Below are 16,582 nucleotides of genomic sequence, written 5' to 3' on the forward strand. Positions count from 1 at the left end.
TATTTTCTATAAATAGACTGTGACAAATATCACCTTTCCGGTGATATTTGTCACTTATATCTAGTCCACAACCATCCTATTATCTACTTAACCAAATATTAATTATCAAATCTTCCGTAGAAAGCATTACGGTACACATCTGCAAGTTCAGATACCAGTGGCAGCTTAGGATTGGCAGTTGTACATTGATCTTCAAATGCACGGTCAGCCAAGTAATCTACACGGGATTCAAAATCCTTAGGATCAAAGCCCAGTTGTTGGAAGGATTCTTCGATACCCAGTTTTTTGTTCATATCGCGAATAGCATTGATCAGGCTAGTTACACCTTCTTCAGTTGTGCGAGCTGGCAATCCCAGAATACGGGCGATTTCTGCATAACGCTCGTCAGCTACGAAGTGTGAATATTTAGGGAACGAAGCGAACTTCGTAGGTTTCTTAGCATTGTAACGAATAACGTGTGGCATAAGGATCGCATTAGTACGACCGTGAGCAGTGTGATATTGACCGCCCCATTTATGCGCCAAACTGTGGTTAATACCCAGGAAAGCATTAGCAAAGGCCATACCAGCAAGTGTTGATGCGTTATGCATTTTCTCACGGGCAACTCTGTCGCCTTCAAGCGCCGATTTTTCAAGGTATTGGAATACCAATTGGATTGCTTTAATTGCCAGACCATCAGTGTAGTCACTCGCCATAACAGATACATAAGCTTCGATGGCATGTGTCAATACGTCCATACCTGTATCAGCTACAGCAGTTTTTGGCAAGCTATATACGAACTCTGGATCAATGATAGCTACGTCTGGAGTTAGCTCGTAGTCAGCCAATGGATATTTAGTGTGTTGTTCAGTTGTTTTATCGGTAATAACTGCGAAAGATGTTACTTCCGAACCCGTACCCGAAGTAGTTGGAATCGCTACAAACTTAGCTTTATTTCCAAGTTTAGGGAATTTGTAAACCCGTTTACGGATATCCATGAATTTTTGTTTCAGACCGTTAAAGTCTGCGTCTGGATGTTCATAGAATAACCACATTCCTTTTGCAGCATCCATTGGGGAACCACCACCAAGTGCGATGATGCAGTCCGGTTGGAATCTGTTCATCATTGCTGTACCTTTTTCAACTGTAGTTGTCGATGGATCTGGTTCAACTTCCGAGAACACTTCTATCGCTACAGGAGTTTGGCGTTGACGCAGGTAATGTTCAACTCTCTCAACATATCCGAGCTTAACCATCATTGGGTCAGTGATAATTGCGACACGTGTGATATCAGGCATTTTGGTCAGGTACTGAGTAGCACCTTTTTCGAAATAGATCTTGTCAGGTACTTTAAACCATTGCATATTCACGGTACGACGATTCACCCTTTTCACGTTGATCAAATTAATTGCTGTAACGTTTTGCGACACGGAGTTACGACCATAAGATCCGCAGCCCAGCGTCAACGAAGGGATGTTAGTGTTATAGATATCGCCGATCGCACCATGAGTGGAAGGCGAGTTAACGAGAATACGTCCTGTTTGCAGACGGTTGGAGAACTTCATGATTACTTCTTCGTTGTTGGAGTGGATAGCCGAACTATGGCCCATACCACCAAATTCAACAACTTGTGCTGCGCGTTCGATACCTTGATCTGCGTTTTTAACTTTGTAGCAAGCAAGCACAGGACTCAATTTTTCAGCGGACAATGGATATTTAGTGCCTACACCTTCAAGTTCTGCTACCAGAATCTTAGTGCCGGCAGGAACTTGAATGCCGCACATTTCAGCAATTTTCACTGCGGATTGTCCAACGATTGCTGGGTTAACCGCACATTTATCAACGTTCATAGCGCCGCTAGTAAGTTTGGCAGCTTCTTCTTTGTTAACAAAGTAGCAGCCATTAGCGATCATTTTCTTTTTCACTTGATCAAAGATTGGTTCTTCGATAATAACAGCTTGCTCGGAAGCACAGATCATACCATTATCAAATGTTTTGGAAAGAATGATGTCCGTTACGGCTTGATCGATATCCGCGCTCTTTTCGATGAATGCAGGTACGTTACCAGGACCTACGCCAAGAGCTGGTTTACCACAGCTATAAGCTGCTTTTACCATTGCAGAACCGCCTGTTGCGAGAATAAGTGCAACGTCAGGGTTGTTCATCAAAGCGTTTGTTTTGTCCATCGTTGGCATTTCAATCCATTGGATACAATTCTCAGGTGCGCCAGCTTTTACAGCCGCATCATGAAGAATTCTAGCAGCTGCTGCACTACACTCTTGCGCAGATGGGTGGAAACCGAATATAATAGGGTTCCGTGTCTTAATCGAAATCAACGCTTTAAACATCGTGGTGGATGTAGGGTTGGTTACCGGTGTGATACCCATTACAATTCCGACGGGCTCAGCAATTTTTTGGAAGCTTTCATAAGCATTGTCTTCAATAACGCCTACTGTTTTATCGTATTTAATTCCGTGCCAGATATATTCTGTCGAGAAGATGTTTTTAGTAATTTTGTCTTCGTAAACCCCGCGGCCAGTTTCTTCTACAGCCAATTTAGCGAGGTACATATGTTTGTCGAGTCCAGCCAACGCCATTGCATGAACGATTGTGTCAACTTGCTCTTGATCCAGCGCCATGAATGCCTCATGTGCTTTTTTCGCTTTATCCACTAAAGTCTGAATATACTCTTCAGCGGTAGTTTGTTTAACTTGGGCGGCGACTTCGTTCTTAACTGCCATCTCCCTCGTCCTCCTGTCAATTTTTAGGTTGTTTTTCTCTACACATTTATCTTATCACATCATTTCCACCTTGTATAGTGAAATCTTTCACAAAGTATAAAGTTTTTTTGATTTGTTTTCAAAGCGCTTTCATTCGATCATATTATAGCTTTTTTACCATTATTTATGCTTTATTATTCCTTAAATTTAAAGTTTATGTTTAAAAAGACAAGAACTGATACCCATTTTCTACCTTTCCGCTCGCAAAAATATTTTAAAAAAGCAAATCTAATTTTGTTGACACTCTATTTTTCCATTGGCCTCTAAAAAATAGTCGGATGCCCCCCGTCGTGTTGATTTATAAAAATATCAATAATATAAACATAAAAAAACCGACTCCTATGGAGCCGGTTCTGTTCTTTTTAGCTATTCTACTTTAATTGTGTCGAAGAATTTCTCTTGCACTGTTTTGGCAGCAGCTTCAAGCTGTGTCTTGGAATCTGTTCCTTTTTTGGAGAACAGCTCTTGAATTACATTGGACATGGTTGCGTAGTAGTCCTGTGTATTGTATTGCGCTTCCGGTTTACCGTCCAGCAAACCTAAAATATCAGGGCTGTATTGATATACATTTGTATATTTATCATACACAGCTTTCGTTTTCTTGCCGAAGTCAGAATCTGCAGAATAGTAATCTAAGAGCGGCGGAATAAAGTATTTACCATCCGTTGTACGTTGTTGCAGAACCGCATCCAGTGCTTCTAGACCTTTATCGGAGAAGTAATCAAATGTAATATAACGGAATGCCATTTCTTGCTCGTCTGGTGTTGCATTTGGATTGATTACAAGGTAGTCACCACCAAGTACCCCGGTGTGTTTTCCGCCTTTTTCCATTGCAGGCATTGGATACGTAAGTACATCTTCTGGTTTCAGACCGCCCTGATTCAACGCTTGCTCAATAACACCGTCAGATCCAGCCATTACCATTGCTGTACGACTTTGTTGGAATGCGCCTACAGCATCACCCCAGCCCAGTGCCCAGTCCTGAGGAATCGCGTTTGCTTCCCATCTAAGTTTCTTGTAGAAATCCAGCGCTTTAATCCCAGCCTCAGAATTAAAAGTAGCTACAACCTTACCGCCTTCAATCTTCTGAATTTCACCGCCAGCTTCGAACAGGAAGTTGGTCCAGTTCCAGCCTGCTTCATTCCCTTTACCCATTGGAGCAATACCGGAAATCCCTTTTTTGGTATCAGCTACGCCTTTGGCGGTATTCAGCATATCATCCCAAGTCCAATCCATAGGTGGAACAGCAACGCCTTTTTCGTCCAGCATTTTTTTGTTGATCATTGTGGTTGTTACATAACCCTTTTGAGTTACGCCGAAGACTTTACCGTCAATGATAAATTGATTTTGGAGAACCGGGTTAATTTGATCCTTAAATTCGTATTTATTCCACAGATCCGTAATGTCAGCTACCCAGCCTTTTTCAACTAGGAATTTTGCTTCTGTAGCGTAGGTGTTAAAGAAGGTTGGAGCTTCATTCGCTGCCATTTTGATGCCGATTTCACTTACATTGTACTGCCAATCGTCTTTGACGATTTCAACATTCGGATATTCCTCTTGGAAACGTTTGATCTTGTCATCTTCCTGTGCTCTAACTTCGGTTAGGTCAGGGGTTGGATAGTGAATTTTGATGGTCACTTTTCTTTGTGTGATATCATCAGTTGGCGCTGCTGTAGCACTGCCAGCATTATCTGTTGCAGCATTCGTTGGCGCAGTAGTCGCTTCCCCTTCCTTGTTTCCTGTCGTGTTTCCGTTATTGTTATTACCGCCGCAAGCGGTTAACAACGATCCGGCCACAAGGAGGCTTAGTAGCACGCTAGAGTACTTACGCATTGAAACTCCCCTTTTCAATTCATAGTTATCTTACATATCGATCATAAAAGAGAAATCGTTTACAAACGAGGTGCATTTATATTCCTTTCATGTGCATGTTTACGATCCGTGACTAAATCCGTCGATCCTTGCTTATCCCTTAACTGCTGATAATGCGACGCCACGCATAATGAACTTTTGGAAGATCAGGAAGACAAGGATCGGCGGCAACGATACGATAAATAGGATGGCGAATTTAATATTCGTATTAAGTGCCTTTACATTAATAACGTATTTATAGATTGCTGTCGCGAGCGTATATTTCTCTTCACTGTGCATAACCAGAGATGGCCAGAACCAGTCATTCCATGCGGTAGAAAAGATAAAGATCGCCAGCGTAGCAAAAATCGGAACCGACAATGGCACTGCAATGGAGAAAAAGCTTCTCGGCTCAGAGGAACCGTCAATCCGCGCTGCTTCAAAAATTTCAGGGTGTATCCCATCAAAAAAGTTCTTTAAGAGTAGAAAATAGAATGTATTCGCACCAGCAGGCAGCCAAAAAGCAGCGTACTGATTCAGTAATCCAAGCTCTTTTAGATTGACAAAGTTGGGAATCATATAGCTGGTCGCCGGAATAAACAATGTCATCAGGAAAAAGAAATAAATTGCCTTTCTGTAAGGGACATTCATACGAGAAATGCTGAAAGCAGACATTCCCAATACTACTAGTGTCACGACCATATTCCCCACAAAAATATAAATGGTGTTTTTAAGGAACATCAGCAGATCAATGTAATTCATCGCTTCCTTAAGGTTGCTGAAGTGCCATTCCTGCGGGAAAAAATGCGGTGGGAATGAGTTCACCTCTTGATTCGATTTCAGTCCGTTAAATAACGTCATACAGATCGGATACAGCATGCTAAACACCATAATCAAAATGACCACGCACATCAAGCCATAAACGATCTTATTGCTTGTTTTTTTCAAATCATGTTCTGAGAGAATCCCTCTGTCTGCGCTCTTCATCTTAGTTGTCCTCCTTGTTAAGCTTGAACTGTAAAATGCCCAAACCACCTAGGACAATGAACATTAGCATGCCAAGCGCAGTCGCCGTTCCATAATCGAGTCGCGTAAAAGCATATTTTACGATCAGCAGCGCATAGGTAAGCGTAGTATTATTCGGTCCACCATCAAGCAGCGCCATTTGTGACTGATACCCTTGTGAAGTCCCGATAATCTGTAATATCAACATCAAAATGATCAAATTACGTAGCGAAGGCAATGTGATGTACTTTATACGTGCCCACACACCCGCCCCATCAATCTCAGCTGCTTCATACCAATCCCGCGGAATGCTGAGTACAGCAGCCAAGTATATTAACATCCCTGATCCAAACTGCTGCCACGTCTCCATAAAAACAAGAGAAATCATCGACCACCTTGTATCTGTCAGGAAGGCAACCTGGTCCACACCAAGCGAGCTTAATACCGCATTGATTGGGCCCACCGGATCATAAAGCCATCTCCAGAGTCCATATAGAACCACACCAGGCATAACGAAAGGAAGGTAAGCCGCTACCCGTACAAAGCCCCCAAACCTTCTCAGCTCCGAGATCATAATGGCAAAAGCAATCGGAACCCAGAACCCGATAATAAGACATAGAAGCATGTAATACCCCGTATTTTTTAACGCGGTCAAAACATCTGGATCACTAAGGGCTCTAGCGTAGTTCTCAAAGCCAACAAAGCTATTCCCTTTTACAAAATCAACATGGTAGAAGCTGTACAACAAGCCTTTAAAAATTGGCACCCACAGGAACATTACAAAAATAATCACAGCAGGTACGAGGAACATATATCCCCAAAAGTTTTTCTTCCAGCGGTTTTGCTTGTAAGGTGTACCCTTCAGCGCCGGCGGATTTTCGGATACAACTGCGGTTTGATTCATCAGGCTCCCTCATTCCATTTTTCTTTCAGCATTTTTCGCAAAATGCTTCCTACCTTAAATTGTAGAAAATGAGGGTTGTACTGAACATGTCTAAATCTACCGAAGTAGTATGTGTTTTTACTTCTTCAATTCACTGGGGCTAATCCCATAATATTTTTTGAAAATTTTACTAAAATGCTCTGGTGATTCATAACCTACACGCTCGGCGATTTCGTATCTGCGAAGATCTGTGTTCAAAATCATGTCCCGGCTTTCTTCCATCCGCAGCTTAATTACATATTCCCACAGGTTGTAACCTGTATTTTTCTTAAACAGATAGCTCAAATAATTAGGACTGACATGGTTTTTCTTAGCCACTTCATGGATGGTTAATCCTTTTTGCGCATAGTTCTCGTCAATATACTCTCTTGCTTTCTCTACAATCAGATTGCTGCGTGTATGAAGCTCTTCTACTGAAGGATCGGTTGTGTAGCTGTTCCAATTAAAATCCCCGTAGTAAAACACATAATGGTCATTATGTTCATTATTCCAAAGAATGGCTTTGGAGGCTTGACGGTTCAATACAGCCATAAATGATAGACCCTTGAGAATCTGGCTGATGCCGATGACTGCATTTAAGTGCAGATATTTTTGAATATTAAAATGAAGACTGCGGCCAAGAATATCTAGCCTATTGATTTGACTGGCAGACGAATCTTCATAGCTTTTTTCATCCCATTGAATAATGATCGTTATTTCTTCATCCTCTGCGTAAAAGGCTGTCGAGTTCCACTCCTGATCCATCAGCTCTTTGGCGATATTCAGCGCGGCATAACAAAGAAGCCGTCTGTCCCGCAGGGTGTAGTGCTTCTCCTGATTCATTCCAGCCAGAGGCACCTTAATTTTTAAGACGGAAAAATACGGCCCTTGCAGCTTCAGGTTATCCAGCTTTTGTAAGCGTTCTGCATCACACAGTACACCTTCAGGCTCATTGAGCAGCTCATTTAATAACTTGCTGTATTCCGGAAGCGGCTCTTCCAGCCGAAAGCTTTCATTAATTCCTGACATGAAAATGTCCAATTCTGGTGATGGTTTGCCCATCTTAAGCAGCACATTTCGCACCGAATCCAGAAATTGCTCACTGTTCAAAGGTTTGATCAAATAATCCTTCGCGCCAAGCCTAACCGCCATTTGTGCATATTGAAATGTCTCGTGTGCAGAAATCACGATGGTCTGTACCCAGGGTTTGGCCAATTTTGCATGCTGCATCAGATCAATCCCGCTCATTGCGCCCATCTGAATATCAGTAACGAGCAGGTCTATTTCCTCCATCCGAATGCAGTCCAGCGCTTCAAAACCACTGTTTGCTGTATAAATATGGTCTATGTTTAACCCCGAAGAAGCTAATAAATTGCTCAGCCCTTTACAAATCAAGGGTTCGTCATCCACAACTAATATATTGAACATATCTGTATGCTCCCCTTCCTTAGTCCTGATTCTCTGATTTCGGAAGCTTAACCGTCACCAATGTACCGCCCTCTTTACGAGGCGTATAGCTGATGCCATAATCAGAGCCAAAGTGTAAATGTATGCGCTGGTTAATGTTGCGAATCCCGTAACCGCTGGCCGGATTTGGACTGTCGTCATTCAGCACAGCTTCAATGGCCTGATAATCAACAGACTTATATCCGTTATCTTCAATAGTGATCTCGACGGTATCGTCCACACAAACTGCGCTAATGATGATTTCCCCATCCTCGCCCATATTTTTGACACCATGAATAATAGCATTCTCAATTAACGGCTGCAGGGTAATTTTAGGAATTAGATTTCTTTTCGTATCTGGGTGAATCTCCATTACAACACGAAATATATAATCATACCGGTGCTGCTGCAGCTTGATATAGGCCGTTGCATGCTCCAGCTCTTCTTCAAGGCTAATCAGCTCCCTTCCCCGACTGAGGCTAATCTTCATAAGCTTGGATAATTCCTTGATCATCTCGGCGGATTCAACGTTACCTTCCAGCGAGCTTTTCCAGTAAATACTCTCCAAAGTGTTGTAGAGCAAATGCGGATTGATCTGTTGATAGAGCAGTTGAAGCTGTGATTCCTTCTGTTTTAGCTCCATCTGATATTTATAAGTAATTAGTCCATTAAGCCTGCGTGCCATGTCATAGGTAGATCCAATCAGCACACTGACCTCATCGTTACTCCCTCTTTTTGGCGTCTCAGGGACACGATTGCCTGGCTCAAACTTCCGGACGAAAAAGGCTAACTTTTGCAAAGGCGTCATTAATGAACGCCAGAAATAAGTAATCATGATTAATCCAAAAACAGCATAGGCCACAGTTATGTATTGAATCACACTTTTCATTTCGTTTTGTTGCTGCAGCAGTGCTTTTACGGCGATTTTGTAGACTAGCTTCTGTCCTAAGGCGTGGTTATTATTGACCACATAAATAAAATCCGAGGTAATAACATCCACGGTACCTTCCAAATCCTCAGCAATGACCGTTTCCGGCAACGTAATGATCTCACCAGTATTATTCGTAGTAGAAGCGAGTACACGATTATCCAGATCCGTTAAGTAAATATCACCATCAGGCAACGATATGGATTTGAGGGATTCTCCGATTTTCGCGTCCATCTTGGTAATGACTAAGACCCCAATAGTCTCAGCTTTCCTGGAGATGTTATTGACAGCTCTCATATAGGTAAGAGTCTTCAAGTTTTCCGCTTGCGCACTTAGCTTCCCTGTGAATTTTAGAGATCCGCGGCCCTTTTTCTGGACAACCTCCTCGAACCAATATGGCTCTTCCGCTTTGGAAAAGAAATATACCCCCGCCTTCTTAACCTGTGGGAAATTGGGTGCAAAAAAATAATAATCCTCGGGATCGTATATATAAAGGGAATAATAGATGCCGTCCCCACGCTCAGCTCCCTGCGAGTAACTGACCAACAGCTTCTCTATCGTCTCATAGCGTTTAACCCGCTCCAGGATGGTATCCGAACCCGTCATATTAATCTGCTGAATCAGAGGGTTTTGAATTACAGTGGTAGTAATTTTATTTACGGTATCGATATCTCGGTTAATGATGGTGAAGTTTTGCTTGTTCAGCTCTACATAAGCATTCGTCACATGGCGCTTCAGAATTTGCTCAGCCTTCATATTCCCGTAAATGTTCAAAAACAGAATGGGCGAGATCATAATCAGAAACAGCAGGATAAGCTGCTGTTTGACGTTCAGCTTCAGAATCGGCCGAATCAGCCTAGACAACATCGAGATGCACCTCCGGGTTCAATAACTATATCAAAGTGATAAACGCTTACATATGTTTATTTTAAAGTTTTTTATGTTCATTTGTATGTAGTTTTTTCTGTTGGACGGATAAAAAGAGCACGATGATATGTTCGCCACTACGTGGAGCGTTTGGGCTTACGATCGCTGTTATCCTCAGATTTCCTGATTTTCTACCGCTGAGCGGTAGAAATCCGAGGATAAAGGCGACCACTGGCGTTTCTCCAGCTCCAAACCTCCACTTCGCAACTCCATCAACGAACTCTTAAAAACCGCAAACAGAAAAAGGGGCGGACGGCGTACAGACCACTGCGTGGGGCTAGGAGGAATGAACTCTATATGGAAGAAGTGCGATGTATGTTCTTGAACACTTGAACACTCAAGTACTTCAATACTTGAATGTGCTTTGCTGTTGGGCGTCTGGATTACTTGATGTGCTATTTAGCTGCTTGTTATGCGTTAGGATTACCGGATGTGCGGCTTTGCTGCTTGTTGTGCGTTTGGATTACTTAATGTGCGACTTACTACTTATTCGGCGTTTTGCATTCCCATACGCCCTCTTCACGATGAGCTATCGGACTCAGATGCAGCTATTTGGCTAATTTTTGGCTTTTACGAGGAGTTTCGGACTCCAGAGGCGTTATTCGTTCCAAACTACGCGATATGTGGGCTTTTCGAACCAATAGCGACTATGGAGTCCGATAGGTTCGCATATGAGCCGGATTATTACTTATAGAGACTATGAGGTCCGATAAACTGTTGAGCTTTTTGACTAACCTTCTGAATTATTTACTGTGCAACTTGCTGCTTGTTGTGCGTTTGGATTACCGGATGTGCGGCTCAGCTGCTTGTTGTGCGTTTTACATTCCCACACACCCCTTCACGATGAGCGATCGGACTCAGATGCAGCTATTTGGCTAATTTTTGGCTTTTACGAGGAGTTTCGGACTCCAGAGGCGTTATTCGTTCCAAACATACGCGATATGTGGGCTTTTCGAGCCAATAGAGACTATGGAGTCCGATAGGTTCGCAAATGAGCCGAATTTTGGCTAATAGCGACTATGAGGTCCGATAGACAGTCTGAGCTAGCTAAATACAGAGACTTTGCACAAAAAAAGACCGCCCCCAAAGTCATCCGCTACTTTGGAGTCGGTCCCTTGTTCATTTAGAAATTTAGTCTGTCAGCAGCTCATACAATCCTTTTACGACCAGATCAGCTTCTTTCAGCACCTCAGGTTTGCCGATACCTACAACCTTCATTCCAGCAGCTTTACCTGCTTGAACGCCTGCCTCAGCATCTTCAAACACAACACATCCATCCGGCTGCAAGCCTATCTCTTGAGCCGCGATCAGGAATACCTCTGGGTCAGGTTTGGCTAGTGACACTTTGTTGCCGTCAACAACTGCATCGAATAAGTCTGTAATGTTCAGCTTATTCAAAATAAACTCAGCGTTCTTACTGGCTGAACCTAACGCAATCCCAATCCCACGTGATCTCAATCCTGTTAGGTATTCTTTCACTCCAGGCAGCAGCTCCGATTCCTCGAGTCGAGAAATGTATTCTACGTACAGGCGGTTTTTCTTCTCCGCCATTGCCTGCTTCTCTGCTTCCTTAAATTCCAGGCCACCCACTTCCAGCAGGATATCAAGCGATCTCATCCGGCTCACACCTTTAAGCCGTTCATTATCCTCCTCCGTGAATTTAAAGCCAAGCTCATCTGCAAGACTCGCCCACGCCAAATAATGATATTTGGCTGTATCTACGATCACGCCGTCCAGATCAAAGATGGCGCCTTTCATATTTTCCAACATTGATTTGCTTCCTCTCCGTTGTGTATTAATATTTATACTCCCGTTTCGACAAAGCCAGTCGAAGGTTCTCACCAGCAGAGCACGACTTGCCTTCTCCGCCTTGCACCGAGAATACTAAGTCTCCACTGTAATCAGCAGCTGTGATCACAGTGACTTCATCCTTACTGATCCGCAGTTGGATGGTATCGCCGCGCAGTGTAACCGGAAGCTGAACGGACTGCCAATGTTGCGGCAGAGATGGATTGATGTGCACAACCCCTCCGTCGTAGTCCAGCCCAGCAAAGCCAAGAACCGCAGCCATCCAAGCACCACCATTCGCAGCTGGATGAGTCCCTCCGATGTAGAGATCCCCTACATATTGCTTAGATTCGCCGGTGAGATCGACGGTAGCCGTACGCATAAAATACGGATAGCCCCAATCCGGTGAACCAATATCAGCAGCTACCAAAGCGTAGATACAAGGGCTTAAGCTTGATCCATGTTCCGTACGCGGTTCGTAAAATCCCCAGTTCGCTTGTTTCACTTCCTTGCTAAAGGAGTGTTTAAACAGATTCAGCATCAACACAACGTCTGCTTGTTTAAGTATGGTTGTGGTGGTAGCTAAGCCATTGCCGCCGCCAAAATACTCATTTTTATTAAGCACACGTGATTTCAGTTCTGTTAGTTCTACATCCTCCAAGGTGAGGTACCGGTCGAATTGTTCAATAACAAGACTGGCAGGATCAGGCTGTGGAACATAAAAGCTATCCAGCATCGTTTTGAACTCCTTCAGGAATGGCCCTGAGCTAAACGGAGCGGACAATTGACCGTAGGCCTCAGGATACTTCTCTTGCAGCAAAGCTGCCGTATGCAAGGCAATCTCCAGCGTCTCTTTAACCAGTGCATTGGTAAAAGCATTATTGTTCACACGCTCATGATATTCATCCGGACCTGTTACATCCAGAATCTCAAACCGCTGTTTAACCGAATTATAGTAAGCGTAAGAGTAGAAAAAGCGAGCGCATTCCCAGATCACCTCAGCTCCTCCACTAGTAAGCAGACTTTCATCGCCTGTGAATTGAACATACTTCCAGATCCCATGCACAACGTCACCACTGATATGAACCTGCTTATCGCGGAAATAGGTCCGCATCGGCCGGCCTGTAAATACATCGTTCACATTAAACAGCGTACAGGCATCGTCTCCCGTATCCTGACTTTCCCAAGCATAAAATGCGCCCAAAAATCCATATTCCGCTGCCTTACGGCGAGCACCATCCAATGTATGAATCCGGTACATCATCAAGTTCCGCGCTACCTTAGGATCACTGTGCAGGAAAAACGGCAACATAAACATTTCCGTATCCCAGAATACAGCTCCCTTATATACCTGACCCGATAATCCCCGGGCTGGAATAGACACCTTCTCCGAAACTGTAGGGGCAATGATTAACAGCTGATAGATACTATATCTCAAGGCAAATTGGGCAGCTTCATCACCTTCGATGATTACATCGCTGTGTGACCATCTCTCGTCCCATAACAGACGATGAGCCTTAAATAACCCCTCAAAACCCAGCGCCTCAGCAGCATGGACAGATTTAACAGCTTCCGACTCCGGCTGATCAGCATCAAGTCCAGTATAGACTGCTACATACTTAAACCATTCATACGTCTCACCCGCACGGGCATCAAAAGAAATCCGGCGAACAGCAGCCCCATCTTCCAGTAGCTCCTCACCAAAACTGAATACCGCCCTCTCCGCCACAACAACCGGAATCTTCAATTCTCCGCTAACAGAAGAAGAGATCAGCACCTCGTCCTTGAGCTGTACCTTTTGTCCGTAAAGATGAGGCCCATTGATATCCCACACATCTACGTCAATTCCCGTCTCAATCGCTACTCGGCAGTCTTGAGTACTGCGAATAGAGTATTTACTAACGAGCAAGTGAAGATTATCCTGGCTTACGAAACGATCTGCGGTAAACGTCAACGCCCCACCGTCAGATACAGCATATTCAGTGCTCCGATGATGAATGGCATTTCGGATATTCAGCTCCTGAGTATGAGCGACCGGTTCACAGTCAAGCACACTTAAGAGCTGATCATTACAGAAAACTTTGGTCAACAATCCATTAGGGGCATTAACTGGTTCTCTCCATTTGTCCCCCTCTTTGTCATATAGTCCTGCGAGGGTGACAGCTACTAGCTCAGTTTTACTGAATTCCTCCAGTGTGCCGCGATACCCCATGTAGCCGTTGCCTAACATATATTTGTTACCGTTCGTCGTCACAAGCTGTTTATCAAAACAACTCTCCTTTACGATCCAGTTCATCCTGCCAGCATCCCTTCGCCTAGCGGAAGCGTCTTCCCGGAAGCATCCACTGTAATCGACTGTCCGTACACTATAATTTCGGTACTTCCACCATTAACCGCAGTGATTGTTACTGAATTTTTGTCGACCACAATTCTCAGAAGCACTCCTTCATACAATACTTGGAAGCTATATTCATCCCAGCGTTCTGGCAGGGTTGGCTGAAAGGACAGACGTGCTCCATCCGAACGCATTCCACCAAAGCCGTAAACAATATTCATCCAAGCAGCTGCAATTGAGGTAGTATGCAGCCCTTCACGGGTATTGCGGTTATAGTTGTCTAAATCCAGTCGAGTAGCAAATTCAAAAAACGAATATGCTTCCTCGGGTTTGCCGATTTCACTCGCCAAAATGGAGTGGATCGAAGGTGACAGCGAAGACTCATGAATACATCTAGGCTCGTAATATTCATAGTTCGCCAGCTTCGCTTCTTTAGAGAATTGTCCGCTGTACAAGAACATAAACATAAGTACATCCGGCTGCTTAATCATGTCATAGCGATACAAACGATCATATGACCAGTTCGAATATAACGGGAATTCTGTAACAGGAATCGAATGAATATCAATATGTGGCATATCGAAGAACCCATCATGCTCTTCATAAACTCCTGTCACTTCGTCAACCGGAATCCGCATATGCTGCGCCTTGTTTTCCCAATCGGTGAGTTCCTCGTCATGAAGTTCTGTTTTCTCTACCACAGCTGCAAAAGCAGCAGGAGCCTGTTCTTTCATCTCCCGAAGAGTCTCTAGGGTGTATTCAAAAGATTGTTGAGCCATCAGATTAATGTAGCAGTTGTTATTGACCATCAATTGGAACTCATCAGGGCCCATAACGCCAAAATAACCATATTCCCCGCTGCGTTGCCCCCATTGGCCACGTGTAGCATAGAATCTGCTGATCTGAATCAGCATCTCAGCCCCTTTACTGTGCAGGAAGCTTTTATCACCGGTATTTTTGACATAATGCCAAATGCCATAAGAAACAGCAGTCCCTACATGAAGCTGAAGATTAGAGTGCTGCCAGAGATCACAGCTTTCTGTTCCATCTATAGTAGCAATTGGATAGCAGGCTCCCTCACAATCCACCTCTTTAGCGCGCTGCATAGCCTGCGGCAATGTTTTATATCTGAATTCCAATAAGCTCCGGGCAGCCCTTGGATTATTGAACATATAGAACGGTAAGCAATAGGATTCTGTATCCCAAAAAGCCAACCCACGATATACTTCACCCGTCAGCCCTTTGGCACCAATATTAAATCCGGGATGATCGCCATGATAGGTCTGATAAAGCTGGAAGATACAGAAACGAATACCCTGCTGATTCTCAGGATCGCCCTCAATTCGGATATCACTTGTCTCCCAGATGCCCTTCCAATAAGCTGTCTGATCAGCGATTATTTGGGTATCTGTCAACTGGCTTGCTGTTTCAGCAAGAGACAGACCTTTGCTCCACAGCTCTTCAGCTGTATGGGCAGAATCACTATCCGAATAGTTCATAACCAGTTTGGTAAAATAGGAGACTTCTCCTTCCGTAAGGTCCAGGGTGAAATTTTGTCCAATAAATTTATCACTCTCGACAGCAGTGAGCTGTAACGGCTGCGAGGATTGTAAGGTAAAGCTTGAGAACAGCTTATTCCCAGTATTCACTGTACTCGCCATAATAGCAGAGGACGCTCCACTTACTCCGCTGCGGAGACTGTTCCACATACATTCGCCGCGTTCTTCATGAATAATGCCGAAATCAAGACCTGCACAAATGTCCACGCTCCCTGAGAAATTAAGGGGTTCAAACTCCACCCGCTGCAACCCCAAATGAGACATAGTCATGCTGACCAGACGTGTAAAGACTACTTTTAGCGACTTGCCATCGTTTAGATGCCAGATTAGCTCTCTCCGATACGTACCCTTACGAAGATCCAGCTTGCGCACATAATCTGTTACGTTGCTTTTTGCTAAATCAAGCTGTTCACCATCTATAGATAGACGTGTATACAGCCAGTCCACCGCATTCACCATATATCTCAGCGAGCGAATAATCCCTTTATAGTGATTGCCAATATCCAATTGTTCATTTAATCCATTAAAATAACTTCCTTGCAGGGTGTCACCTGAATACCCTTCCTCTGCATATCCGCGTACACCCATGTATTCATTACCCAATGAAAAAATAGATTCCGAAGTCCGATTTCTTTCTGGATCAAAGCCCTCTTCAATAATTGCCCACGGATCAACCTTAAGATATTTGTCTGCTACTTTAGCCATATATGATTTCTCCTTCTCCTGATTTTTGCTCCAATTTCAGGATATCGCTGCATAGCAATAGAGCCAATGTCCGACCGTAATGAAGATGTGTGCATTTATACGGAGTTGAGATAAAACTAATTTCTTTAACATGAATTTCAACTGTGTTATATGTTACAATCTAACGGGGACGCAAAAAAACAGCGATTAACCCAGTATTTGAGAATAATGGATAGCCGCTGTTCATATATCATAAACGTGAGATCACTTACTCTTTTTTAGTTAAAAAGAATATTACATCGAACACTTTAGAAGTGAAATTTATCACAATGTTGAAAATTCGACACTTTTAAACGATTTTTTATAACCAATTCGAGG

Annotated in this window: 9 protein-coding genes; all 9 read right to left on the reverse strand. The window is 43.6% G+C overall.

Annotated elements, in window-relative coordinates; genetic code table 11:
* Positions 1 to 98: 98 nt before the first annotated feature.
* On the reverse strand, positions 99 to 2,720 hold the full coding sequence (gene adhE, locus NSS82_RS23695; RefSeq protein WP_038572553.1) for a bifunctional acetaldehyde-CoA/alcohol dehydrogenase: 2,622 nt from the start codon (positions 2,718 to 2,720) through the stop codon (positions 99 to 101).
* A 405-nt stretch (positions 2,721 to 3,125) separates the two neighbouring features.
* On the reverse strand, positions 3,126 to 4,592 hold the full coding sequence (locus tag NSS82_RS23700) for an ABC transporter substrate-binding protein (protein ID WP_036682927.1): 1,467 nt from the start codon (positions 4,590 to 4,592) through the stop codon (positions 3,126 to 3,128).
* 132 nt (positions 4,593 to 4,724) lie between these two features.
* Positions 4,725 to 5,597, reverse strand: a complete 873-nt coding sequence (locus tag NSS82_RS23705; protein WP_036682930.1) for a carbohydrate ABC transporter permease — start codon at positions 5,595 to 5,597, stop codon at positions 4,725 to 4,727.
* 1 nt (position 5,598) lies between these two features.
* On the reverse strand, positions 5,599 to 6,426 hold the full coding sequence (locus NSS82_RS23710; RefSeq protein ID WP_370510527.1) for a carbohydrate ABC transporter permease: 828 nt from the start codon (positions 6,424 to 6,426) through the stop codon (positions 5,599 to 5,601).
* A 210-nt stretch (positions 6,427 to 6,636) separates the two neighbouring features.
* Positions 6,637 to 7,965 (reverse strand): response regulator, encoded by a 1,329-nt coding sequence (locus NSS82_RS23715; protein ID WP_076104372.1) that lies wholly within the window; start codon positions 7,963 to 7,965, stop codon positions 6,637 to 6,639.
* A 19-nt stretch (positions 7,966 to 7,984) separates the two neighbouring features.
* On the reverse strand, positions 7,985 to 9,778 hold the full coding sequence (locus tag NSS82_RS23720; protein WP_036682936.1) for a cache domain-containing sensor histidine kinase: 1,794 nt from the start codon (positions 9,776 to 9,778) through the stop codon (positions 7,985 to 7,987).
* A 1,191-nt stretch (positions 9,779 to 10,969) separates the two neighbouring features.
* A complete protein-coding gene (pgmB, locus tag NSS82_RS23725; protein WP_076273019.1) occupies positions 10,970 to 11,608 on the reverse strand; it encodes a beta-phosphoglucomutase in 639 nt (212 codons plus the stop codon).
* A 25-nt stretch (positions 11,609 to 11,633) separates the two neighbouring features.
* Entirely contained in the window at positions 11,634 to 13,922 is a 2,289-nt protein-coding gene (locus tag NSS82_RS23730) for a glycosyl hydrolase family 65 protein (RefSeq protein ID WP_076273020.1), read from the reverse strand.
* The gene (locus tag NSS82_RS23735) at positions 13,919 to 16,225 is read right to left on the reverse strand and encodes a glycoside hydrolase family 65 protein (protein ID WP_076273021.1); all 2,307 of its coding nucleotides are present in this window, start codon (positions 16,223 to 16,225) and stop codon (positions 13,919 to 13,921) included. Before NSS82_RS23735 ends, NSS82_RS23730 begins: the two co-directional genes overlap by 4 nt.
* Between the last annotated feature and the right edge of the window lie 357 nt (positions 16,226 to 16,582).

Origin of the sequence: Paenibacillus sp. FSL H7-0735, assembly GCF_038008505.1 — a bacterium.
Lineage (GTDB): Bacteria > Bacillota > Bacilli > Paenibacillales > Paenibacillaceae > Paenibacillus_AQ > Paenibacillus_AQ odorifer.

What these genes read in the sequence shown, in the direction of transcription:
- adhE (WP_038572553.1), bottom strand. Translation starts at nt 2,720, where the DNA reads ATGGCAGTTAAGAACGAAGTCGCCGCCCAAGTTAAACAAACTACCGCT.
- NSS82_RS23700 (WP_036682927.1), bottom strand. Translation starts at nt 4,592, where the DNA reads ATGCGTAAGTACTCTAGCGTGCTACTAAGCCTCCTTGTGGCCGGATCG.
- NSS82_RS23705 (WP_036682930.1), bottom strand. Translation starts at nt 5,597, where the DNA reads ATGAAGAGCGCAGACAGAGGGATTCTCTCAGAACATGATTTGAAAAAA.
- NSS82_RS23710 (WP_370510527.1), bottom strand. Translation starts at nt 6,426, where the DNA reads ATGTTCCTCGTACCTGCTGTGATTATTTTTGTAATGTTCCTGTGGGTG.
- NSS82_RS23715 (WP_076104372.1), bottom strand. Translation starts at nt 7,965, where the DNA reads ATGTTCAATATATTAGTTGTGGATGACGAACCCTTGATTTGTAAAGGG.
- NSS82_RS23720 (WP_036682936.1), bottom strand. Translation starts at nt 9,778, where the DNA reads ATGTTGTCTAGGCTGATTCGGCCGATTCTGAAGCTGAACGTCAAACAG.
- pgmB (WP_076273019.1), bottom strand. Translation starts at nt 11,608, where the DNA reads ATGTTGGAAAATATGAAAGGCGCCATCTTTGATCTGGACGGCGTGATC.
- NSS82_RS23730 (WP_076273020.1), bottom strand. Translation starts at nt 13,922, where the DNA reads ATGAACTGGATCGTAAAGGAGAGTTGTTTTGATAAACAGCTTGTGACG.
- NSS82_RS23735 (WP_076273021.1), bottom strand. Translation starts at nt 16,225, where the DNA reads ATGGCTAAAGTAGCAGACAAATATCTTAAGGTTGATCCGTGGGCAATT.